The following is a 23,821-nucleotide window of genomic DNA, read 5'->3' on the forward strand; positions in this document are numbered from 1 at the left end:
AATAATTACAAATGAAAAATGTAAGGGGTGCGGGAATGGAGATTTTTTACATTTGCGTTATTCTGGTAGGGATTTGTATAGTTTTTTTTGCTTTAATCTGGATGGCGGTTGAGAAAAAGAATGCGCGGGATTACCGTTTGGAACTTGATGAGCGGGAACACGAGCTGCGGCAGGTGATTGAAGATGCTGAGCAATTGTTGAACGAACTGAATAATTTTTCGGGTTATATTGTTGATCGGCTTGAAGAAAAACAGAAAAGCATTGAAGATTTACTGGCAAGAATTGATGAAAAAACCGGAAATTTAAGTAACGCTGAGATTATCCAACCCGCGAATAACGCGGTTGACGATATTAAAGAACCGGATAAAACAGAGGGGGAAAATACCCCACGCTCTGAAGAAGCATACGCCGGTTTCCTTCAAGGAAAAAAGGGCAAGCTTATTTCATTGGACGAAAGAAAAAATGAAGTTATAAAGTTATACAAAAAAGGGATTAGCAGTACTGAAATCGCAAGAATGCTCAATATGGGAAAGGGCGAAATTGAACTTATTTCCCGCATGTGCAAGTAGGTTCACAAACGGGCTGATATCTGGTTAACGGGAAGGACAGGTTATGGGAAAGATTCACGGTAAAAGTGTATTGTTGGGAATTGGAATAGGTATAATTATTACGGCATTACTGGGACTTATTTATTCCATGGGTTACAAATAGACTTTCCTCTTGATTTCTGTCAAAGTATGTGTTAAGATAAAAAAGCGACACGCCGAAGTGGTGAAATTGGCAGACGCGCTGGACTCAAAATCCAGTGGAGCTCAAACTCCGTGTGGGTTCGAGTCCCACCTTCGGCACCAGAAAACAACGTGGTTCCCCTTTAAAAAGGGGATTTTTTTATGGCGTCAATTAAGGTTTGACCGTTTATCTGTTCTGTTAAAAATGTTTATACAGGCACAATTCGTATTATGTCGCCTCTTTAAACGTCCGATATAGTTATAATATAATTATGGCAATAATAAACCCCTCCGGAATGCCTGGCATCAGGATGGCTTTTCCATGATGCTGAGACTGCGTGCGGCGCTTCAAGACTATACGTCGTTTTCATTGATACAATACCGCCTTAAGCAAAGTATAAAGCTCACTTCAGATACTCTTACCCTTTCCAAATCGGATAAACCCCGTCCGGTCTAACAATTAAGACTGGACTAATAAAAAGCAACTGTGTTAAAATTTAGGCAAAGGAACTGATAGGCATAACACTCCAGACCGCAAAGCAAAAGAAAATACAAAAATACCTTAAAACAGCTAACTGTTAGGACGAAGCATTGCTCGTGCCGTGGGGTATCTCACACTACGGTCGGTAGGATGAAGAACATTTTGCTGGTATTCGTCTTGACTACATTGAAGTATGAAAAGTGTGGTCAAGTTTCACGGAGACCAATAATTCCGTTGGTTTCATAGATTCAGCAAATCAGAATTAGCGGAGGTAGTATCTATGTATGGAAAACAGCCGGCATTTTTCATTGTTTTTTTTTTGTAGTAATATTGATGTTGCTTTCAGGATGTAATGAAAAGACATTTTCCCTTGATTCAGGCAGGTATGTTCCTGACTATACCAAGGATGAGAAGGATATTAATATTGTGCCATATATCTTTATCGATAAAGATAAATTTTCAATTATTCAGGACATTGCCGTGTCCTATCAGCCTTCAGGAACACTGATTAGAAAAGGTAATGAAGTTGTGATGGAAACAGTATTTGCGGATGAAAGCTACAAATGGGTATTTACCTTGGTAGATAACAATAAATTGAAATTTGTTCTGAAAAAATCAGTTATTCCCAATAACCATTTTGAATGGGAAGACGGAAGATTATTTTCTCTAACAGATGAATAGGCAAGGGTAGTTTCACACGAATATGTTAATAATCAATCATTATTAGTGACAGAGTCTTATTTTTATTAAAAGGTAAAGAAGGCTCCTTAAACGGTTCAAAATTTGACCTCTAAGCAAAATACAGCATTCAGTTAATAAATCGAGCAGAGGATGTGTTCATAATTAATGAATAGAATTAAAAAGATATTGCATCATAAAATCTACCTTGATTGTTTGCAAAAGCTTAAAGAGTTTGAAAAGGACAGAGAATTTTGCAAACATACATTAGAGCATTTTATTGATGTTGCAAGAATTATGTATATTATGGCCTTGGAAAATGATGATAATATTGATAAAGAGCTGATATATGCAGCAGGTTTGTTGCATGATGTGGGGAGAGTTAAAGAGTATGAAAACGGTACTCCTCATAATATAGCAGGACTGGACATTATTAGAAAAATAATGAACGATGCGGGTTTTTATGAAAATGAAATAAATCAGGTTTTAAATGCTGTTGAAAATCATAGAGATGAAAATGGCGGCAGAGATTTGTTGTCGAAATATTTGTATGAGGCTGATAAGAAATCGAGAAATTGTTTTTGTTGCATGGCTTACGATAAATGTAAGTGGAGTGAAGAAGAAAAGAATAGAAGCATTACAAAATGAAGTTCATAAAATCTGCATATAATAAAAAAGTTGGTTTAAATTCTATATAAAGAAACATTTATGGAATATTAATATAAATTTGTAATTTGTATATTAATAAAGATAAAAATAGAAAAAATAAAACTATTGACATATAATTTAATTTGAATTATAATGCAAGATACAAACAAATTGTATTATTATACAGAAAATGGAAACTATAAAAGAACAATCCGGCGGATGTGTTAATATAGTGGATGTGTGGGTTTTATGAGTGCTGAAATACGCATAGATAGAGGAGAAGTCATGTCTACACCCCCGCACTTTTGGAAGGGTTTTATGGTAATTCTTTAAGTTTTGATTATCAATTTAAATTATTCCGGGCTCAACTTCTCCAATAATGTCAGAAGATATATTAGATAATGGCAGGATCAGCTTGCCTCACTAATGCCGGTATTTTCGGCATTGTTTCAGCTATAGAAAAACAGGATGGTGTTAAGTAACCATGAAAAATGCATATGTTGTATACCCAAATGATTTAGAAGAAGTTGTTGCCGAAATTAAAAAAACCGGAGCCCATATTGATGAAATTAATATAATGAAGTGGAAAGCAAGGCATTTCCTTATAATGATAGAGAATGCATCTTCAGTGGCTGCAAATATCATTAAACAGGAAATGTTGTCTATGGGCGGAGAAGCCGCCATACATAAAGATATTTACTTTAACAAAATTGATTCTTCAAATGTTTTACTGATGGGAACAATATCTCAATACCGGAAGCTGCTTTCAAGATTGCGTATTCAGCCATATTTTTTGAAAGAAGAAACACAAGCACTTGAAAAGGTTATTCTTCAACTTCAGGAATCAAATAATTGCGTATTTCGTGCAGGTAAGTACTTGTTTCCTCTTAAACGCAAAGTGTATATTGTCGGTATTCTGAATGTCACACCCGATTCATTTTTTGACGGCGGAAAATATATGAACTTAGAAGCTGCCATAAATCGTGCAAAAGAAATGGTAAGTCAGGGAGCAGATATTATTGAGGTAGGGGGTCAGTCTTTTGCTCCAGGATATACTGAGGTAAGCCAGGAGGAAGAATTAAACAGAGTTATTCCTGTAATAAAAGCTCTGGCAAAAGAAGTTGATGTTCCTGTTTCTGTTGATACTGTTAAGCTTGCTGTAGCAGAAGAAGCCTTGAAAAACGGGTGTAGTATTGTTAACGATTCCTGTGGTCTTCAAAAATATCCTGAAATTGCAGATTTAGTTGCAAAATACAATGCCGGCCTTGTTATTATGCATAATGCTACAAATAACCGTTACAATGATATAATTGGTGATATTATTAAGTTTTTACGTAACAGTGTAGACACAGCAATTAGAGCGGGTGTAAGTAAGGAAAATATTATCGTTGATCCGGGTATCGGAGCGACATTCGGAAAAAGTGCAGACCAACAGTTTGAAATACTTAAACGCTTTCGGGAATTAACAATCCTTGGCTTCCCGGTCATGTTGGCAATTTCAAGGAAATCATTTATAAAAAATTATTTGAAAGCAGAATCCAGTGACGAAATTCTACCTGCTACTCTTGCTGCGACAGCATATGGCATTTCGCAAGGGGTTAAATTTGTACGAGCTCATGATATTAGTGAAACAATCCAAACAGTTAAAATTATAAATAGGATTCTGAATAACTATGTTGAAGATTAAATTAAATAATATGCAATTTTATGGTTATCATGGCGTATTACCCGAGGAAAAGAAATTAGGGCAGATTTTTCAGGTCGATGTGGTTGTATACATATCTGAAGAATGTATTAAGAACGATAATCTGGAAAATACGGTAAATTATGTAGAAATATATAATATTGTTAAAAATGAAATTGAAAACCAAAGATATAATTTAATAGAGTTCCTTGCTGAACGTATAGCTGAAAAAATTCACAGTTTTTATTCAAAGCCAATAACGCGGATTATTGTGCGTATACGAAAACCCTCCGCGCCTATTAATGGTATTTTGGATTATGCAGAAGTTGAGGTTGATAAGAACTATGGATGACATTATATTGAGTTTGGGGTCAAATATAGGCGATAGGGAAAAGAACCTTAAGACTGCTTTATATCATATTATCCAGAATCCGTGTATTAGTCTTGTTGCAGTTTCAAACATTTATAATACGGAACCGGTTGGGTATGTGGATCAGGGGCCTTTTTTAAATTTATGTGTTTCAATACAGACAACTCTCAATCCATATGAATTGTTATCGTCACTGCAAAATATTGAACGATTAATGCAACGGGAAAGAAATATTAGATGGGGACCGAGAAACATTGATATTGATATAATATTTTATCGTGATGAGGTAATAAACGAAGAAAATCTAATTATTCCGCATCCAAGATACAAAGAAAGAAATTTTGTTATTATTCCGTTGTTGGACATTTGCGAAAAAGCGTTAATACCCAAGTTTAAGTCAATGATTCGTCAGGAAGGAAGAGTTGAGTTATATCGGAAATTCAATTTAAATGAATTATTAGAAGAAGTAAAAATAATACAAAATAGCAAAATATTTCTTTAACAACATATTGTTAAAGGGGTTGTAAAACATGAATACTGAAAAAATAAAATCATTAATTAGGGAGTTAATAATAGAAATAGGGGATGATCCTGATAGAGAAGGTTTAATTGAAACCCCTTCTCGCGTAGCAGAGATGTTCAAGGAAATTTTTTCGGGTTATCAGGATATACCGGAAAATACAGTTAAATTATTTAAAGAAACAAAACATGGTGATGGGATTATTATTAAAGACATTCCTTTTTATTCAATGTGTGAACACCATATTATGCCGTTTTTTGGAGTAATAGACGTAGCATATATTCCCAATAATGAATCTATATTAGGGTTAAGTAAATTTTCGCGAATAGTTGATTATTACAGCAAAAGGTTACAACTACAGGAATGTCTGGGAGAGCAGATATGTGATTTTATCATGAAGGAAGTCAATGCCCGTGGTGCTATGGTAATAATAAAAGCAGAGCATTTATGCATGTCGATGAGAGGAGTTAAGAAATCCGGAGTTAATACTATTACAAAAACTTCAAAAGGCGTGTTTAATGATAATTCTGAACTTAGAATGGAATATTTATCTTTATTGTTGAATATGTAAAACAGTTAATAATTGAGTAAAATTTTGGCATATTATTTGTAAAATTTGACAACAGCTTTTTAAAATCTAAACCTTGTATAATAAGTATTAGCACAATATAAAAAACACTTATACAAAAATTATGCTGTACAAACAACTAAGGAGATATTTTTAATGTGGAAAAATTATAAAAAAATATTTTCATGGTTGTTTCAAATTGTTTTTCAATATAAAGAAAAACTATTTTTAATGATATTTTTACACTTGCTAATTTCAGGATGCAGCCTGGTTGTGCCTGTGTATTTTAAATTATTTATTGATTTTATTATTCCAAGTAAAGATATTGTTTTGTTTATCATATTTTTAACCTTAGTGTTTGTTGTTATTTCTATTATTCCTTTGCTAAATAAAATGAAGGAAACATGTATCAGCACAGTCATCCTTAATTCAATAAAAAATGTTCAGTTACAGGTATTAAAAAAGCAAAGATATCTGGGGTTTGATTATTTTGAGAAGAATCCCGTAAGTGAACAACTATCTATTTATTCAGGTGATATTAATTATGTAAGCAATATTTATGATGCTTTATTTAGAACGGTTTTAGCAAAAATTTTTACCATATGTATCGCTGTAATCATAATATTGAATACAGATTATGTGATTTTTCTTTTTACTATATTGGTTATTGGCTTATATTTCGTAGCGGGATTGCCGTTTGAAAAAAGAAAGGCTGAAGCAGATGAAAGGATTACACAGTCACGAAAAGAATACCATACTGTAGCATATGAAACAATTTCATCGCTTCCAACCGTTTGTTCTTATAATAGTGAAGAATGGATCAAAAAAAGATTTACGAAATATCTTACATTATTTAACGATATTTTTGTTAAAGGTATTATGATTGGTTTTTACACTGGGTCTGCAAGGCAACTTATTTTGCTGATTGGCAGAGTTTTTATATTGATAATTAGTTTTTTGCGTATAAGAAGCGGTGATATAGCTATATCTGATTTTATTTTGGTTAATACATATTACTTTTTATGTTTTTCTAATTTAACGGAAATGTCTTCCCGCATTGTTGATATGTTTTCATATTTACATCATGCAAAGTTTATTATTGAATTTCTGGATATGGAAGTAACGGTTAAAGAACCTGAAAAGCCCGTAAATCATAAAATATCGGGCGAAATTGAATTTCGTAATGTAAGTTTTCAGTATAATTCAGATAAACAAATACTGAAAAACATAAACCTTAAAATTAATAAAGGAGAACATATAGCGCTTGTTGGCAAAAGCGGAAGTGGAAAGTCCACAATTGCTAAACTGATTGCACGTTTTTATGACCCGTCATCAGGAGAAATATTAATTGACGGAATATCAAATAAACTTTATTCTTTTAAGGACTTGAGAGAATCAATTGGTTTTATATTTCAAGAGCCATTTATCTATTCAATGTCTGTTAAAGATAATATTCTGTTTGGCCGCCCGGAAGCGACATTAGATGAGGTAATTGATGCTGCTAAAAAAGCTATGGCGCATGAATTTATTTTACAACTCAAAGATGGATATGATACTGTTTTAGGGAAGCAAGGACATGAGCTTTCCAGTGGGCAGAAGCAACGAATATCAATTGCGAGAATTATATTAAAAAATCCGAGTATTATTGTCTTAGATGAGGCTACTTCTAATCTTGATAACATTTCTGAAGCATACATCAAAAAAATGCTTGAAACATATTTTGCTGATAAAACATTAATTGTTATTTCACATAAGTTTTCTAATATTAAGGGGTTTAAAAAAATCTTTGTTATTGATGATGGAAACATAGTGGAATGCGGCAGTTATGAAGATTTGATTAGAAAAAGGGGTAAATTTTTTAAACTGTATAAATATCAAACTGATCGTACATGGGGGAGTTAGTTTGTTTAAGTTTATTTTTAAAATTATAAAATCTAAAGGGATTTATTTTTTTACAAGTTTATTATTGCTATTGGTTACAAATATCTCATCACTGTTATTAATTAGTATGCAGAAAGTTCTTATAGACAATGTTTTTGTAAATTTTAGTACGGCATTATTCGTTAAAACACTTATAATTATAATATTATTGACATTAATAAACATTTTTTTGTATTCCTTAAATCCATATATCATGTTAAAACATCAAATGATGTCACGGATTTCATTGTGTAGTGAAATTATAAATAAAATTTATTCATTGCCATTAGATGTTTTTATGCGAAAAAAGACCGCAGATTTTACTAATTATATATTGCGGGATGCTGCCATATGCACTCATTTTGTTTCTTTTATTTTACCTCAATTTATAAATGTGGTAATATTGTTTATTGTTTATACAGTGTATCTTATTCACATTGATTACAAAATTATACTGTTCGTTGTTATTGGTTCAATTGCTATCATTATTTTGGAACGAAAAACGGGGGGATTGGTGAGGGACAATCGCAAAATTATTATGGAAAATGAAAATAAAATAATGGCATTTTTCGACGAGGCATTAACACATACAAGACAGGTTATTGCTTTTCATCGTGAAAAATGGGAAGCAGGTGTGTTCAATAAAATATTTAAGAATTACTTTGATAGTTGTCTTAAACAAATTAAAATTACTTCTAACATAACTCTATTGAAAGAATGGTGTAAATGGTTTCCGCAAGTTATTATTTTGGCTATTATTGGTTATAACGCAATTTTCAAGGAAATGTCCGTTGGAACTATGATTATTGCTTATGAGTTGTCCAGCAATGCGATGGATTATATTCTTTCTATTTTCAACTATGTTATAGAATTACAAAATGGAAAGCCATATTTAGTTAATATAAAAACATTGCTTAATGAAAAAGAAATAAAATACGGGCAGGAAGGATTTCCTCATGAATATAAAGTTGTTGAATTGAAAAAAATAAATTTTTCATATAATTCAGATAAACTTATATTGAAAGATATATCTATGAAATTCTGCAAAAATGAAATAATTGCAATTGTGGGAAAAAGCGGGAGTGGAAAATCAACAATTGGAAGACTGTTATCACGGAAATACGAGCCTGACTGTGGTGATATATTAATAGACGGTATACCAGTGAAAAAAATAAAACTTACAGAATGGAACAAGCATATTAAATTAGTTAATGAAGACTCTTTCATATTTGCTGATACGATAAAAAATAACATTTTATTGGGAAGGCGGGATATTACCGATGAACAGTTACATAATATTTGCATGATGGTCGAATTGCATGATTATATAATGAGACTGCCGCATCAGTATGATGAATTATTGGGTGAACAGGGCGTAACTTTATCTGGGGGGCAAAAAAGTCGTTTGCTGATAGCAAGAGCGCTCGTAAACAATCCTGATATTCTTATTCTTGATGAAACGTTTTCCTCTTTGGATGCTGAAACTGAATACATGATATATTCCAATATCAGATGGTACAGAGCAGATAAAATAACAATAATTGTGACACATAGGCTGTCAAGTATAACTAATGCGGATAGAATTTACGTTATAGACAATGGGGAAATAGTGGAAGCCGGAACTCATGAAGAATTAATCAATAAAAAATCTTTGTATTATGAGCTTTACAATTTTGATAAGAGGGAAAAGCCATATGGGTTCGAGTCCCGCTTTCGGCACCAAAAGGTATGATATCTGTATTTTTTTATTTTTCGCCATAAATTTTTGATCAGATTGGTGTTATAAATCATCTTCAGTTTGAATAATTATGATATAGGATTAATACGTTTCAATAAGCTATGTTTTGGCAGGAGGAAAAAGAGGTGGTTCCTTACGGAACCACCTCAGGAAATCCGCTCAGTCAACAAATTCAATTCTTCCTCCTGCCCGTTTTATTTCCTCGAAGAGCTCAGCAATGTCTTTACCTGAGAAGAATCTCTTCAGGAAAGGAAGCCTTACGATTATGCAGATACCACCGGGTGAAGAAATTTCCAGCAGGTTTAACAGGTTGATTTCTGCCCCGGCGGGAATGAAAATCCTCAAAATTGTCCCTTCCTTTTGAGGACAAACGTTACGGGCAAGGGTGCGCTCTTCTTGTTCATCACGGCCTCTCACACGGCTGCCGGAACGTCTTGTAGCCTCCAGCGCTTCTCTGTAATCCATATTTCACACCTCCTTATTGTTTTCTACTTCATAATATGTACATGCCTATTAAATGTTTACATAAGTTTCCCTAATTAATTTAAAACAGTTATACTATGCTAATGGAAAAAATATCTTGCCATATTTATTAAGAGATAAGTTTAAAAAGGGGGCTGAAAAAAACGGATAAGTCAATAAGTTGAGCAAAAATTAAAAAATTCCCCCGCATTCTGTACGTGTCATTAATGCAGGGGAAAAGTTCGGAAAGTAAATTTAAAAACTTAAAAAATTAATATTTCTGATTTATATAATTGTCTGCCAGAGATTTTCTCTTTTCATCCGCAAAAACTCCCTCTTCTTTGAGACGTTTCAGAATGAAAGGGTTTGTGGAATGCAGTATGATATAATCAGACTCCATTCCGCCGTAGGGAGTTGATAAAGCATTAATTTCAAACAGTACGTCAGGATCCTTTATGACTATTTCAAATAATTTGTTTTGGAGCTTTTTCGATTTTACCTTGACAAAATAAGCTTCGACATTGCGAAAATCCAGAAGCTTCAACAATGTCATCGTGACTTTGTCTTTTTCCCTGTAATAACTGTTTGACTGAGCTATTAAACTTGCTTTTTCCTTGCTGCCGTCGGGAAAATCCCTGGCCATGCTGTAATAAAATTTAGCCAGCACATTAAAATAATGGTAATTGTAAATGGCTTTTTTAACGTTATCTACCCTCTTAAAGGGCTCTATTCCCAGCCGCTCAATGGTGGCATAATTAGCCTCTATAAACTCGTTTTTTGTCAAATCTCCCATTTTATATTGTAACAGCAGGCTTTGCCGATGCTTAAGAAAACTGTTGAATTTATTGTCCATTTTATCACCGCCTGTATATTTATCTTAACGGAAAGGTGATAAAAAGTAAATCAAGAATAGTGGAATGCATTCGCCGTAAAAATATTCCGGTAAAATCCTTTAACCTGTTCTTTGTATATCAAAAAATTCAGCGGTGGCATTATTTATTACATTTTATCCAATGTGGTATTTTTTGCGTTCTGGGACTTTAATAAACATTATGTTTTTTAATTGGATTTAGGCGAGTTTTAAGGGAATCAGCCCTTTTATTTATTTAAATTAATAAATTGAAAAATTATACCATTAATTATTGCCATAATGAAAATAATATGTTATGATTTACTCGGAAATTTGGAACCAAACAAAATATTTAAACCATTTCGGCAAAAATGTCAGATAAATTTGCATGTATATGGTTGCAGGGTGGATAAATATGCGGAAAAAGTTAAAAAAATTAAAGGAAATTTTTTTTACTTTTTTTAAAATAGGTTTGTTTACCTTTGGAGGCGGGTATGCTATGATACCGCTTATTGAAAGGGAAACGGCGGAAAAGAAAAAATGGGTGAAACAGGAGGAGATAACTGATATAATTGCAGTTTCTCAATCTGTTCCGGGCGCAGTTGCAATTAATTTATCGACATTTATAGGATACAGAATAATGGGCAAAATTGGCGCAATTACAGCCGCTGCAGGGGTTATACTTCCTTCCTTTTTGGTTATTCTTGCAATAGCCATGTTTTTCAGCCGGTTTGGTAATAACCCGTTTGTAAAGGCTTTTTTCGCCGGGGTCCGGCCTGCAGTGGTTGCATTGATCATTATTGCGGCAATTAACGTTGGAAAATCCGCAATTCGGGACAAAATTGGAACAGCAGTAACGATAATTACGGTAATTTTGGTTTCTTTTTTTAAAATACATCCGATTATTGCCATTTCAACGGGAGGAATTTTCGGATTTGCGGTATATAAGTTATGGCCGTCAAAAGTAAAAGAGATAACTGATAAAAAGGATGGTGGCAATGATTTATATTAAACTTTTTCTTGTTTTTATGAAAATCGGACTGTTTAGCTTCGGCGGAGGCTATGCGATGATTCCGATGATTCAGAAGGAAACCGAGTCCAACGGATGGATGAGCCCTTCCGATTTTGTTGATATTATCTCAATTTCTGAAATTACACCTGGGCCAATATCGGTAAATTCGGCGACTTACATAGGCTATAAAGTGGCAGGTATTCCCGGGAGTTTTTCTTCTACCGTAGGAGTTTCTTTGCCCTCGCTGATTTTGATTATGATAGTCTCGCGCTTTTTTTTCAAATATTACGAAAAACCGGTCAATACTATGATTTTTTATGGAATTAGACCTGTAATTGCGGGACTGATTTGGTCTGCAGGCATATCTGTGGCCAAAACAAGTATTTTCAAAAGTGATTTGGTAACGGAGGTTTTTAATTATTCGTTTTCAATAGCGACAAGCGTAATTGATTTTCGGAGTGTTGGCATATTGGTTGTTGTATTGCTGATACTTGTTAAATATAAGGTGCATCCTGTTTTGACAATTCTGGGAGCGGGAATGGCAGGTATAATCGTATACATATTTATTCCTTCGTTATAACCGGCAATGGATAAAGGGACCCCAAAACAGCGAGGTGCTAAGTTTAATGTATTAACGAAATCGGGCTTTTACAGTTTCTTTGTAGTGCCTTAAATATTAACCTTTTTTGTTTGGAATGCTATAATTCCTTTAGTGACAGAAAGCTTTTTACTACACCGGGAACTCAATATTGCCGGAGGAAATTATGGTTAAAGAGTTTAAAAGTCCGTTGGGCAAACTGAGTAAGAACTGCAAACAGATATATCAGTATATTTACCGGTATGGAGCCGTAACAAGAAGTGAAATTGAGCGGCACACGGGTTTTCCGATGTCAACGCTTGTCAGGGCCATGAATAGCCTTGAAAGTAACGGGTTGATTTACGCGTCGGAGACGGGGGAATCGGAACTGGGCAGAAAACCCCGTATATACAGAATTTGCCCCGATGCAGGCTATATTATAGCTGTTGATATTACACGAACTTACACACAGGTTGCGCTTCTGGATTTGGAATTGAACATTTTGAATTCACGTACTTTTGGGATGTATTCCAGCAATACGCCTGATGAAACAATCGGCAGAATAATTGAAATAATTAACGAATTCATATCCCCGCTTGACAAAGGCAAAATACTGGGGATAGGGCTTGGGGTTGTAGGGCCGGTTGACAAGGAAAATGGAGTGATTCTTAACCCTGAGCATTTTTCTGCTTCAGGCTGGAAGAACGTATCAATAAAAAAAATACTCCAGGAGAAAACGGGTTTTCCCGTTTACATCGATGACGGCGCAAATGCGGCCGTTCTTGCAGAATTCCGCAAAGGGTGCGGGCGGCATCACCACAACATAGCTTATCTGATTGCAGGCGTAGGTTTAAGGTTGGGGATTATAGTCAACGGGAAACTGCTGGAACGGCAGACTTACTTTGGGCATACTGTAATTGATAAAAACGGTAAAGACTGTATTTGCGGTAAAAAAGGATGCCTTGAGGAATATTTCTCCTTGAATGTCTTATTGGAGGAATTTATAGACGAAATTAAAAAAGGGAAATCATCAATAATACTTGAGAAAGTTGACTATGATTTAAGCTCTATTTCCTTTGATCATTTCTGTGAGGCCGCAAAATCGGGTGATGTGCTTGCAAATGACATATTGCGTAAAGCAGCCGGAAACTTGGCTGTGGGGCTTGGTAATCTAATCTGTATTCTGAATCCCGAAATAATTGTCCTTGGCGGAACTGTCTTCAGAAAATGCCCACAGCTCAAAACGTACGTGGAAAGTGAGGTTTCAAAACACTGTCCTTCAACTGTTTTCAGCAACGGCGAGCTGGGCGAAAACGCCGTAATTATCGGCGCGGGAAGCCTTGTTCTTGAGGATTATATCGAATAGCAGAAGGATATTTCTATAAAAATCAAGTACCTGTATAAGGGTAAACCAATTTTAACATACAAATTTTTGCAAATATTTATTGATAAAAAGATGTTTATAGATGTTGACATATCGCTGTTTTATCTGTATAATTATATCCTGTCAGGCCGATTGAAGAAAATATGCACCATTAGCTCAGCTGGTAGAGCACCTGACTCTTAATCAGGGTGTCCTGGGTTCGAGTCCCCGATGGTGCACCAAGAAGCCCTTGGATAACCAAATCCAGGGGTTTTTCATTTTAATTCATTATTCTGAAAATGGACCGATAATAGAGCGGGGAATCCATTCTGAGCTGATGTGTTTAGACAGGAAGTATGGAATCACAATATAGCGCTACCGTACTAAGTGGTCCGCAGTATACCGAACGGTACATACGGTGGCGTGGGAAGATGGCTATTCACAAATGAATAACCTTATGCTTTAGGTGCTTATACGACCGTAGTAAGGCTTCTGCTCAGGTATTAGGACATAACTCTGCATCAGTTCAGGATCGCAAGCAAATACCCCTGATAAATTAAGTAAAAGTGTTGATTTATTATTAAAAAAAGTATATAATTTATATCCACCCTTTAAGTTATCAATCTCCATAACAGAGAGCTAAAGGACTGGTAACGAGAAAATGGATAAAGATTCAATCAGGATAGTAGCGCAGAATAAAAAGGCGAAGCACGATTATTTTATCGAGGAAACTTTCGAGGCCGGAATTGTACTTTCAGGAACAGAGGTAAAGTCGGTACGGCAGGGAAAAGTTAACCTGAAGGACAGTTATGCTTATATTAAAAATTCCGAAGTTTTTGTAAGAGGAATGCATATCAGTCCGTATGAGCAAGGGAATATTTTTAATCAGGATCCCTTACGGGACAGAAAACTTTTGCTCCATAAAAGGGAGATTAACAAGCTGATAGGTTACACACAGCAAAAAGGGTTAACACTGATACCGACAAAATTATATTTTAAAAATAACTGGGCAAAGGTTGAACTGGCTGTAGCAAGGGGTAAAAAACTGTACGACAAACGAAGGGCCATGGCTGAACGTGATGCAAAGCGTGCGATAGATAAAAAAATGAAAGAGTACAACAGGCAATAAATCGGTTTATTATATGGTACTTAATTTGGAAGTATGGTATAATATATAGTGATAGTGAATAATATGGGGGCGTATTGGTTTCGACGGGATTATTGAAGCAAGAGTAGCGGGTAGAGGATTCTCGTTGGCCTCTTTAAAAAACGAGAGCTAAAAATAAACGCAAACAACGATAACTACGCTTTAGCTGCTGCGTAAGTAACACGCAGCCCGTCGGCCCCGGGGTTCCTGCGCCTCGGGATACCGGCGTCATCAAGGCAGGGAACCAGCCGGATCAGGCTTCAGGTCCGGTGGGATTTAATGAAGCTACCGACTTATAAAGCCTGTCTCTGGGCGTTATAAGAAGGGAATGTCAAAACAGAGACTGCACCCGGAGAAGCTCTTGTGGATATGGTTCCGGACACGAGTTCGATTCTCGTCGCCTCCACCATCAAAAGTCACAATTTTATCTATTTCGATTTTATCTTCATACACAATTATTTTATTAACGTAATCCCGGATGATGCGTTTCTGCTCTTCCGGGCTTTTGTTTCTTATATCAGCATCTTTCTGAAGGTATTTCCTTATCATATCTTCGGTAGGCGCATGTGTTTTGGCTTGCAATTTGGCTTCTTCTAATTTAAGCAAAAGGTTTGCTTCCTTTGTTTCAAGTTCATCCATTTTTTCCTTTATAGACGGATGGAACATCCCTGCTGCTATGACATTTACTATGTTGTTTATTTCAGTCTGAATACCAGCGAGTTGGTCAGTAAATATGTTTTTATATCACGATTTATTTCTTCGACCTGTGAAGCAGCATATTCAGATATTTTTGCAATAATCCTTTCTATAGCTTCAGGTGAAAATACGTTCTTCTCAGGATGTTCAATAACGAGGTTCTCTATATATCTTTATTGATAATCTTCATGACGCATTCTTTTGTTCTTTTTCTATTAGAGCATTCATACGTCACGTAAAAGTTTTATTTCTACCAGTGGACAAGCTGCAGTTTCCTCGCGCCAGTATAAACCCACAAAGCCGGCATTATGACAGGAACGGCAAGGGAAAAAAGTAACTGACAGCTCTAAAATTAAATCCTTCCTGTAGCGCTACCCCGGCTTCGTTCTGGGTTATTAATTTAATTTGCAAATTGGTAAAATATATGGTAATATTTATCAATAAATAATTCTGTCGATCTCCGGTAGCTTAAAAACCCCCGGGGATCGACAGATGTAAAAATCGAGCAATATCAGCTATTTGCGGATTTTAATACTTAAAAACATGAAAGTTATGATTTTATAAAAGCGGCTTTTTACGAGGGTTTTACGGGTTTAAAGTTTACCTATAAGGAATTGAAACTCACCATCGCCTTTACTATACAAGTGTGTTCCTCGTTTAAAGTTTACCTATAAGGAATTGAAACATTTCGGTGATGCACCCCACGAGCATAAAATGCTCGGTTTAAAGTTTACCTATAAGGAATTGAAACGTTAGGTTTCTTTTTAGATTCTATGATACCTTTTAGTTTAAAGTTTACCTATAAGGAATTGAAACTCAAAAATCTATATCACTTTTTACTATATCCCTTGTGTTTAAAGTTTACCTATAAGGAATTGAAACATCGATAATGTCAATTCTACCTAAAGGGTAATAATCGTTTAAAGTTTACCTATAAGGAATTGAAACGTGTTTTTTAATATATTAAGTAATGTTTTATCATTTGTTTAAAGTTTACCTATAAGGAATTGAAACCGTTAATTAATTTTTCATTCTTCATGGTTTTAACCTGTTTAAAGTTTACCTATAAGGAATTGAAACTCCCCAACGCTCAGCAAGTTTAACCTCCGATGTGAGTTTAAAGTTTACCTATAAGGAATTGAAACTGAGCGCATCAGCGAACTCATGGAAGAAGAGCGCAGGTTTAAAGTTTACCTATAAGGAATTGAAACGCAGTAGTCCGTATGCTGGTAACATCCGGCCTCTCGTTTAAAGTTTACCTATAAGGAATTGAAACCATAAATAATTATTTAGAGGCGCCTCCTGAAAGGCGTTTAAAGTTTACCTATAAGGAATTGAAACTTACATGTTGCTCATACAGTGGAACAGGTACCGTAAGTTTAAAGTTTACCTATAAGGAATTGAAACCTTTAGCGTCAAACATTACATATATCCCTCTACGTTTAAAGTTTACCTATAAGGAATTGAAACCGAACACCAGGACCACAGCAAAGCGGTGCGTGATGGTTTAAAGTTTACCTATAAGGAATTGAAACCCTCGACATTGGATATAGGCCCAAATTCACAAGAGTTTAAAGTTTACCTATAAGGAATTGAAACCCTTCTGAAAGGATAATAAAAATAGCCGTCGCAAGTTTAAAGTTTACCTATAAGGAATTGAAACATGATCGTTGTGGAAAACGAATACTTCGTTTCCACGTTTAAAGTTTACCTATAAGGAATTGAAACTTATTAAAAGCGTTTAATGCACCGTCTATTGTTAGTTTAAAGTTTACCTATAAGGAATTGAAACTATTTTCATTGTGGGAAACCTTCACATCGAAGGTATTTCATACAATTTATATTGAAAAGGATAAAACTAATGGTATAATTTAAATAAACGTTTTGTCTGTCGATGTCTAATGAGTGTTAAATTGACTTTATGAGGATTTTACGGATTTGGAGTATACCTATGAGGAATTGAAACTATAGCTCTTTTAACTTTTTGACGCCCTTATTATCATTTTAAGTTTACCTATAAGGAATTGAAACGAATATGTATAGCCCTTGTTGTTACCACACTCTTCGATTAAAGCCTTCCTGTGAGGAATTAAAACCCGTCAAGCCGTATGTTTCCACCTGTTGTGGCGCTTTTGTCTACCTATAAGGATTTTTCTCGTCTATAACCGAACGGATGTTTGTTATAATATCTATGGGTGAATTCTATGAAAGCTCTCATGCAACCCGTAGACATGATAAGCTGCACTTTAACGAAGTGGAGAGCTCCGCAGACTGTCAGGTTCATGGCAAAAGGTAAAGACGGTAAAAAGAACGAGAGTTTGAAGTCACGTTGAGTTGAATTCATGCAAAGGAGAAATGGCTGAAAATCATCGAGCATACGGTAACGGCTGTATGCAAACGGTATATTTGATTTTTAATTTTAAGAGACGGGATTTATGTGACATGAAAACATTTTACAGTATGAGTTTGGAGACATCTGAAAAATAAAAAAATTAAAGAATAAAAGATGATTTTATCTTTTTTTGTAGAAATAAAACACTAATTGTAGAAATAAAACATTAATAATATGTGCCAAAGGGGGATACTATGGATTTACTAAGGGATTATGACAATTATATGATTAGGCAAATATTAAAAGAGAATGACGAAAAAATGGCTAATGAAATCAGAGAAAAAGAAAATATATTATCGGAGTTAAAAAAGAAATATTATAACATTGTTTTGGATAAAGAATTTGAGGAGTTTCTAAAGGAATTTGACAAGGATGCCGCACAGACTGAAAACACTCAGGAATCAGAGAATCTTGATGAGCTTGGCAGGCGGATTGAGGAACTGGAAAAGGAAATAGAAGTCTTAAAGATCAGATATCGCGGCTATCAACTGTTCAAGAAAAAAATAGAAGGTCAGTTTTACAAATAAAAAAATCAAGAGCCTTGAACAAGGCTCTTTTTTGTTGGCATTGCAGAATTTTGGCGGCAAATGAGTTTTGCGCAGAAAACAAAAGCTTTTAATAATTGTATGCTACCTAAAAATGTGAAATATAAAAAATACCATGGGAATGGTCAGGCACTTACTTTCGTAAGTGCCTTTATTTATACCCAGTCAAACATTTCCTGACTGATACCTGACTGTTTGTTATGATTTTATGCCGTTTTTCGGTACCGTGAACATGAAAAGGGACGGCATTACCGGAGACAACCGGTTTAAAAAAGCAAAAAGAAAGGAGGAATGGATATGGGCTGTGGCTGAAGATTTCACGTAAGACGGAAGACTTCTGGCAGGACGGATGCATAAGTAATGCGGCTATTTTTTGGGAAAACTGGTGAGGTGGAAATGTAAAAAAATAGTAATCAGTTGACCGGTTAACAAAATTTTGGGTAGGGTGCTCGGGCAAATAACGGAAAATTCATTGCAAGAGCGGGAAAGCAGGTGTTTATATGCCAGGTGCGGAGATGGCGCAATACGGCATAGGATTTTTCGCCATCGCTGGGCTTATATATGTAATAACAAAGTTTTTAGACAAACGGAAAGATACGGAACTTACGGAAGTAATTGAGGATAATACAAAAGTTGTGGAAAAGGTGATTTCGGTACTTCAGGCTATTCAGCTGTCGCTTACACGCCAGGAAGTCCAAATTGACGAATTATTGGATAGAGCAAGGAGATGATGGTACATGTTAAGTTATGTAACTGACCACATACCCAAAACTACGCCTTACAACCGCCGTCCCGGGTATTCCATGACGCCGGAATATATCACAATACATTCTACCGGCAATCCGACCAGTACGGCAAGGAACGAACGCGCATGGTTAACTAACCCGAATAACAATGTCACGGCCAGCTGGCATATTGTAGTGGACGAAAAAGAGGCAATTGAAGCCATACCTTTAAACGAGGTCGCATGGCATGCCGGGGACGGGGGGAACGGGACGGGAAACAGAAAAAGCATTGGTATTGAAATATGCGAAAGCGGAGACAGGCAAAAGACTTTGAAGAATGCTGCGGAACTGGTTGCAAAGCTTCTGAAAGAACGCGGATGGGGAGTGGATAGGCTGCGCCGGCATTATGACTGGAGCGGTAAAATATGCCCTCGGATTTTCTACGATAACGGCAAGTGGACAGGGTGGGAACAGTTTAAGGAAGCTGTTCAAAAGGAACTTTTCGGAGGTGATAACATGACACAGGATAAAAATCAGCCTTCCGACTGGGCGAAGGAGGCCTGGGAATGGGCTAAAAAGGAAGGTATTACAGACGGAACGGATCCGCAGAGAGTTGCCACACGTGAAGAAGTCATAACCATGCTTTACCGGTATTATAAGAAGGATTCCAAATAATGTGATATTGGTTATATTGCTTAATGCTGTCTTTACAGCAGCAGGACTGTTTATTGCCACCGGACCAAACGGATCCAATGGCTTTGATGATAGGCGCATGGTTCATCTTCACGACAGCTGAATGGTCCTTGGATTGAAAAAAGAAAAATGGGAGTGAAAGAGGAGTTGAAAGGGATGAGTAATCTCAAGCAAAAACTTACAAGCAGAAAGTTCTGGATAACCATTGCAACGGTTGTCTTTATTATCCTTTCTGAGGGATTAGGCTGAAATATTGACAATGATTTGTACTGGAAAATTGTAACAATGACGCTCGGCTATATTTTTGGTGAAGCAGCCGCCAACATTGCAAGAGCGAAGAGTACTGACAGCGCAAATGCATAAACATTATCTGTTACCTGCTTACCCCGGCTTCGGCCGGGGGTTTTTTATTTAATTTGCAAATTGGTAAAATATATGGTAATATTTATCAGTAAATAATTCTGTCGATGTCCGGTAACTTAAAAAACCCCGGGGATCGACAGATCTTAAAACTGAGCAATATTAGCTATTTGAGGATTTTAATGCTTAAAAACTTGAAAGTTATGATTTTATAAAAGTGGCTTTTTATCCGGTTTTTACGGGTTTGAAGTTTACCTATGAGGAATTGAAACGATAAAACAAGCTACCCCTGAAGTACTCCATCGGTTTGAAGTTTACCTATGAGGAATTGAAACCAAATATTCTAAATCCAATCGCAAAAATTGATATTGTTTGAAGTTTACCTATGAGGAATTGAAACCGGGGAAACATTAACGTTATTAAATCAAACACAAAGTTTGAAGTTTACCTATGAGGAATTGAAACTAGTGAAAGCAGAAAACGCAACTTAGGCAAAACGAGTTTGAAGTTTACCTATGAGGAATTGAAACGAAGCCGGCACTAAATATGTTTCCCATGTGTCAAAAGTTTGAAGTTTACCTATGAGGAATTGAAACCGTTTTTTGACGTAGATAGGTTGCTTCGGTCGCCCGTTTGAAGTTTACCTATGAGGAATTGAAACGTGTTGGTATAACCCCCTCCACACAACCACATCGCGTTTGAAGTTTACCTATAAAGGGTTCTTTTTACTACCTCCAAAGCATTGAGCCAATGGAGAGCTTCAGCACTTTTCAGGATAAATGAAAAAAAGTACAATGCAGTGAGAAACATGTGTAGGGTTCTATGGCCGGTTTCAGCTCTTTTTTTATAATTTAGTTAAATGCTGATGTATTTTTTTGGAACAGGAATTTTTTGTTATATTGAATTATTTCGCAGAAAGAGCTTGAACAAGCGATGAAAGACAAATGGCGGTTTGGCAATGAATAATACTGTTTTTTTAAAGAACAGAAAGATTTTTAAAACTTAAAAGAATTTGTATATTGAATTGAATATATGATATATAATGTAATTATGTATATTTAAAAGTTAAAAAGGGTGATAAAATGGCATCTGAAATATATTTAGCAGGCGGATGTTTTTGGGGAATGGAGAAATACCTCTCACTGATTAAGGGTGTTGAAGCGACGCAGGTGGGATACGCGAACGGAAAAACCCTGTTTCCCACTTATGAGGAAGTCTGCCATAATAATACCGGTCATGCCGAAACGGTAAAAGTGGTATACAATCCGGAGGTAATATCACTTAAAGAGTTGCTGAAACTTTATTTTGAAGCCATTGATCCCACTTCGCTTAACAGGCAGGGAGCGGATGTGGGTACCCAGTACAGGACGGGAATTTATTACATCAACGAAAGGGATCTTCCCGTTATCAGGGAAGCCATAGTGGAGCTTCAGAAAAAATATGACAAACCGGTGGTAATTGAAGTTGAACCCCTGAGAAATTACAGTCCTGCGGAGGAGTATCATCAGAAATATCTGGATAAAAATCCCGGAGGATACTGTCATATCAGTCCCGAGCTTTTTAAAAAGGCTGCAAATGCCGTTCCTTCAGGTTTAAAGGAGTAATTTTTTCTGTTCCGGGAAATAACAGATTATTAAATGACATTCGGTTTTTATTCATAAAAATATTATAAGTTTCCGTGAGAAATTCCCATTGAAATTGCCAAGAAAATGCGAGAAGTGGAAGGGGGTATAGTTATAATGGAAAATAAAACAGGCGGCCCGTACAGACATCGGATGGGAGAGAAAAAAATAACACTTTTGACGAAAGACCGAAAGCCGCTTGCCAATACCGAGGTTACAGTAAAACAGACAAAGCATCGGTTCCTGTTTGGCTGCGGGGCTTTTGAATCCGTTCCGCTTGCGAACGGCGAGCTGGAAGGCGAGAAAAAAGAATTGGCCGAAGAGATATTTAACAAGTTTTTTAAAATTTTTAACTATTGCACACTTCCTTTTTACTGGGCCAGATTTGAACCCGTTCCGGGAAAACCTGACACACAAAGCCTGAAAAAAGCCGCGGAATGGCTGGTTTCAAAAGGTTGCACGCTGAAAGGGCATCCGCTGTGCTGGCACACATTAACTGCCCCATGGCTTCTTGATTATACAAACGCTGAAATTCTTCAGATGCAGCTTAACCGCATACGCAGGGATGTGGCAAATTTCGCAGGGGTAATTGATATTTGGGACGTCATAAACGAAGTTGTTATAATGCCCGTTTTCAACAAATATGACAACGGAATAACGAGAATATGCAGGGAACTGGGAAGAATACGGCTTGTACGAGAAGTCTTCCGCGCAGCAAAAAAGGCGAATCCGGATGCTGTTCTGCTGATAAATGATTTTGAAACCTCCGAATCCTATGAGATTTTAATCGAAGGCTGTCTTGAAGCCGGTATTCCCATTGATGCAATAGGAATACAGTCGCATATGCATCAGGGATACTGGGGAGTTGAAAAAACCCTTGAGATACTCGAGCGTTTTTCGCGTTTTAAGCTACCCATTCATTTTACCGAAAACACGTTAGTATCTGGGCATCTGATGCCGCCGGAAATAGTTGATCTTAACGACTATGTCGTGGATTCATGGCCTACAACTCCGGAGGGCGAGGAAAGACAGGCAAGGGAAATTGTGCTTCATTATAAGACTTTATTCACACATCCGGCGGTTGAATCCATAACATATTGGAATTTTGTCGACGGCGGATGGCTCGGTGCGCCTGCCGGCTTATTGCGGAAAGACGGTACGACCAAGCCGTCCTATGAAGAACTCAGCAGGTTGATTAATGAAGAATGGTGGACACATGAAAAGACTTATGTCACTGATGAAAACGGCTCACTTATTGTTTCAGGTTTCCTCGGGGAGTATGAGATATATGCGAAAGACGCATTAATCGGTGGTTTCCAGTTATCCCGCGATGACAGTGAGGAAAAAATAATTTTAAACAGTTAGGTGCGTACTGATGAGAACGGAGAAAAAATACAGGGACTTGTTCAGGGTTGAGACTGTCGAGTCCGGAAAAGGGACCAAAAAAAGAATAATATATACTGGAGATTACTATAAAAGCGATATACCTCAGGAACAGGCGAAAAAATATAAAATGTGCCTTATTCTGATATCTGCGATTATGGCCGTGCTGTTTTTTTATATGGGGCTTTTGAACAATGACGGTTCACGGGTTTTTTACGTTGTGCTGCCGTATGTATTGCAGTTCCTGCCGATAGCTTATACTGTAATGTCTTCCGTGTCGCTTTACCCTAAAGATATACTGACGGTGGTACAGTATGAAAAATCATATGTCAGGATTAAAGCTTCAGGCACCTGGATATTGATACTGTCCATTGCAGGCAGCATAGGTGATATTATTTATATTTTTGGGAAATACGGAAATAAAATTGAACTTGAACTGACTTTCTTAATTTGCAATTTTGCAATGGCCATTCTTGCAATTATAATTTTACGGATTCACAACAGAATAAAATTTAAGATAATCACCAGAGACGGATAATTAAAGGATTTTAGGCAAAAATTAAATACTTTAGCATGCTAAATTAGCATTGACACAATACAGGGATTTTGATAAATTAAGAAACAAGGAATTTACAAATTGAATTTTCAGTAATATTCCG

General features: G+C 36.1%; 21 protein-coding genes, 2 tRNA genes, 1 other RNA gene and 2 CRISPR repeat arrays. Of the genes, 22 read left to right on the forward strand and 2 right to left on the reverse strand.

Annotation, left to right across the window (positions count from 1 at the left end):
- Window positions 1–11 precede the first annotated feature (11 nt).
- From CST_RS03390 to CST_RS03435, 10 genes are all read left to right on the forward strand, one after another.
- A complete protein-coding gene (locus CST_RS03390) occupies window positions 12–569 on the forward strand; it encodes a DUF6115 domain-containing protein (RefSeq protein ID WP_242823586.1) in 558 nt (185 codons plus the stop codon).
- A gap of 193 nt (window positions 570–762) precedes the next feature.
- Window positions 763–851 (forward strand) — tRNA-Leu (locus CST_RS03395).
- Window positions 852–1,542: 691 nt separating this feature from the next.
- On the forward strand, window positions 1,543–1,890 hold the full coding sequence (locus CST_RS03400; protein WP_144050594.1) for a hypothetical protein: 348 nt from the start codon (window positions 1,543–1,545) through the stop codon (window positions 1,888–1,890).
- A gap of 165 nt (window positions 1,891–2,055) precedes the next feature.
- Window positions 2,056–2,535, forward strand: coding sequence for an HD domain-containing protein (locus CST_RS03405; RefSeq protein ID WP_015358427.1), 480 nt, complete (start codon window positions 2,056–2,058; stop codon window positions 2,533–2,535).
- A 484-nt stretch (window positions 2,536–3,019) separates the two neighbouring features.
- Entirely contained in the window at window positions 3,020–4,222 is a 1,203-nt protein-coding gene (folP, locus tag CST_RS03410; RefSeq protein WP_015358428.1) for a dihydropteroate synthase, read from the forward strand.
- On the forward strand, window positions 4,209–4,571 hold the full coding sequence (gene folB / locus CST_RS03415; protein ID WP_015358429.1) for a dihydroneopterin aldolase: 363 nt from the start codon (window positions 4,209–4,211) through the stop codon (window positions 4,569–4,571). The genes folP and folB overlap by 14 nt, the downstream gene beginning before the upstream one ends.
- Complete coding sequence (folK, locus tag CST_RS03420) at window positions 4,564–5,091, forward strand: 2-amino-4-hydroxy-6-hydroxymethyldihydropteridine diphosphokinase (RefSeq protein WP_015358430.1); 528 nt, start codon at window positions 4,564–4,566, stop codon at window positions 5,089–5,091. The genes folB and folK overlap by 8 nt, the downstream gene beginning before the upstream one ends.
- Before the next feature lie 28 nt (window positions 5,092–5,119).
- Complete coding sequence (folE, locus tag CST_RS03425) at window positions 5,120–5,680, forward strand: GTP cyclohydrolase I FolE (RefSeq protein WP_015358431.1); 561 nt, start codon at window positions 5,120–5,122, stop codon at window positions 5,678–5,680.
- 153 nt (window positions 5,681–5,833) lie between these two features.
- Window positions 5,834–7,579 (forward strand): ABC transporter ATP-binding protein, encoded by a 1,746-nt coding sequence (locus CST_RS03430; protein WP_015358432.1) that lies wholly within the window; start codon window positions 5,834–5,836, stop codon window positions 7,577–7,579.
- A gap of 1 nt (window position 7,580) precedes the next feature.
- Entirely contained in the window at window positions 7,581–9,329 is a 1,749-nt protein-coding gene (locus CST_RS03435; protein WP_015358433.1) for an ABC transporter ATP-binding protein, read from the forward strand.
- Window positions 9,330–9,494: 165 nt separating this feature from the next.
- Here the strand turns inward: CST_RS03435 and CST_RS03440 are convergent, their stop codons facing one another.
- Together CST_RS03440 and CST_RS03445 are read right to left on the reverse strand one after the other, a co-directional pair.
- On the reverse strand, window positions 9,495–9,800 hold the full coding sequence (locus CST_RS03440) for a hypothetical protein (protein ID WP_015358434.1): 306 nt from the start codon (window positions 9,798–9,800) through the stop codon (window positions 9,495–9,497).
- Window positions 9,801–10,068: 268 nt separating this feature from the next.
- Complete coding sequence (locus CST_RS03445) at window positions 10,069–10,650, reverse strand: DUF6648 family protein (RefSeq protein ID WP_015358435.1); 582 nt, start codon at window positions 10,648–10,650, stop codon at window positions 10,069–10,071.
- A gap of 412 nt (window positions 10,651–11,062) precedes the next feature.
- Between CST_RS03445 and CST_RS03450 the strand changes: the two genes are divergently transcribed.
- The 12 genes from CST_RS03450 (at window position 11,063) to CST_RS03510 (ending at window position 23,700) form a co-directional block, all read left to right on the forward strand.
- Entirely contained in the window at window positions 11,063–11,659 is a 597-nt protein-coding gene (locus tag CST_RS03450; RefSeq protein ID WP_034843310.1) for a chromate transporter, read from the forward strand.
- On the forward strand, window positions 11,646–12,239 hold the full coding sequence (locus tag CST_RS03455) for a chromate transporter (RefSeq protein ID WP_015358439.1): 594 nt from the start codon (window positions 11,646–11,648) through the stop codon (window positions 12,237–12,239). Before CST_RS03450 ends, CST_RS03455 begins: the two co-directional genes overlap by 14 nt.
- A gap of 184 nt (window positions 12,240–12,423) precedes the next feature.
- On the forward strand, window positions 12,424–13,602 hold the full coding sequence (locus tag CST_RS03460; protein WP_015358440.1) for an ROK family transcriptional regulator: 1,179 nt from the start codon (window positions 12,424–12,426) through the stop codon (window positions 13,600–13,602).
- Between the two features lie 163 nt (window positions 13,603–13,765).
- Window positions 13,766–13,841: transfer RNA gene (locus CST_RS03465), tRNA-Lys, on the forward strand.
- Window positions 13,842–14,260: 419 nt separating this feature from the next.
- Window positions 14,261–14,728, forward strand: a complete 468-nt coding sequence (smpB, locus tag CST_RS03470; protein ID WP_015358441.1) for an SsrA-binding protein SmpB — start codon at window positions 14,261–14,263, stop codon at window positions 14,726–14,728.
- Window positions 14,729–14,793: 65 nt separating this feature from the next.
- Window positions 14,794–15,155: a transfer-messenger RNA gene (gene ssrA / locus CST_RS13210) on the forward strand.
- Window positions 15,156–16,033: 878 nt separating this feature from the next.
- Window positions 16,034–17,235: a CRISPR direct-repeat array (repeat unit 30 nt; unit sequence GTTTAAAGTTTACCTATAAGGAATTGAAAC).
- A 793-nt stretch (window positions 17,236–18,028) separates the two neighbouring features.
- Window positions 18,029–18,361, forward strand: a complete 333-nt coding sequence (locus tag CST_RS03480; protein WP_015358444.1) for a hypothetical protein — start codon at window positions 18,029–18,031, stop codon at window positions 18,359–18,361.
- A 518-nt stretch (window positions 18,362–18,879) separates the two neighbouring features.
- Window positions 18,880–19,110, forward strand: coding sequence for a hypothetical protein (locus CST_RS03485; protein WP_015484909.1), 231 nt, complete (start codon window positions 18,880–18,882; stop codon window positions 19,108–19,110).
- Between the two features lie 6 nt (window positions 19,111–19,116).
- On the forward strand, window positions 19,117–19,779 hold the full coding sequence (locus tag CST_RS03490) for a peptidoglycan recognition protein family protein (RefSeq protein ID WP_015358448.1): 663 nt from the start codon (window positions 19,117–19,119) through the stop codon (window positions 19,777–19,779).
- 620 nt (window positions 19,780–20,399) lie between these two features.
- Window positions 20,400–20,818: direct repeats of the CRISPR family, unit length 30 nt; unit sequence GTTTGAAGTTTACCTATGAGGAATTGAAAC.
- A gap of 421 nt (window positions 20,819–21,239) precedes the next feature.
- Window positions 21,240–21,761 (forward strand): peptide-methionine (S)-S-oxide reductase MsrA, encoded by a 522-nt coding sequence (msrA, locus tag CST_RS03500; protein ID WP_015358450.1) that lies wholly within the window; start codon window positions 21,240–21,242, stop codon window positions 21,759–21,761.
- A gap of 135 nt (window positions 21,762–21,896) precedes the next feature.
- A complete protein-coding gene (locus CST_RS03505) occupies window positions 21,897–23,144 on the forward strand; it encodes an endo-1,4-beta-xylanase (protein WP_015358451.1) in 1,248 nt (415 codons plus the stop codon).
- Window positions 23,145–23,154: 10 nt separating this feature from the next.
- Window positions 23,155–23,700 carry a hypothetical protein gene (locus tag CST_RS03510; RefSeq protein ID WP_015358452.1) on the forward strand — a complete coding sequence of 182 codons (546 nt, stop codon included), beginning with the start codon at window positions 23,155–23,157 and terminating at the stop codon, window positions 23,698–23,700.
- Window positions 23,701–23,821 lie beyond the last annotated feature (121 nt).

The organism is Thermoclostridium stercorarium subsp. stercorarium DSM 8532 (assembly GCF_000331995.1).
Lineage (GTDB): Bacteria > Bacillota > Clostridia > DSM-8532 > DSM-8532 > Thermoclostridium > Thermoclostridium stercorarium.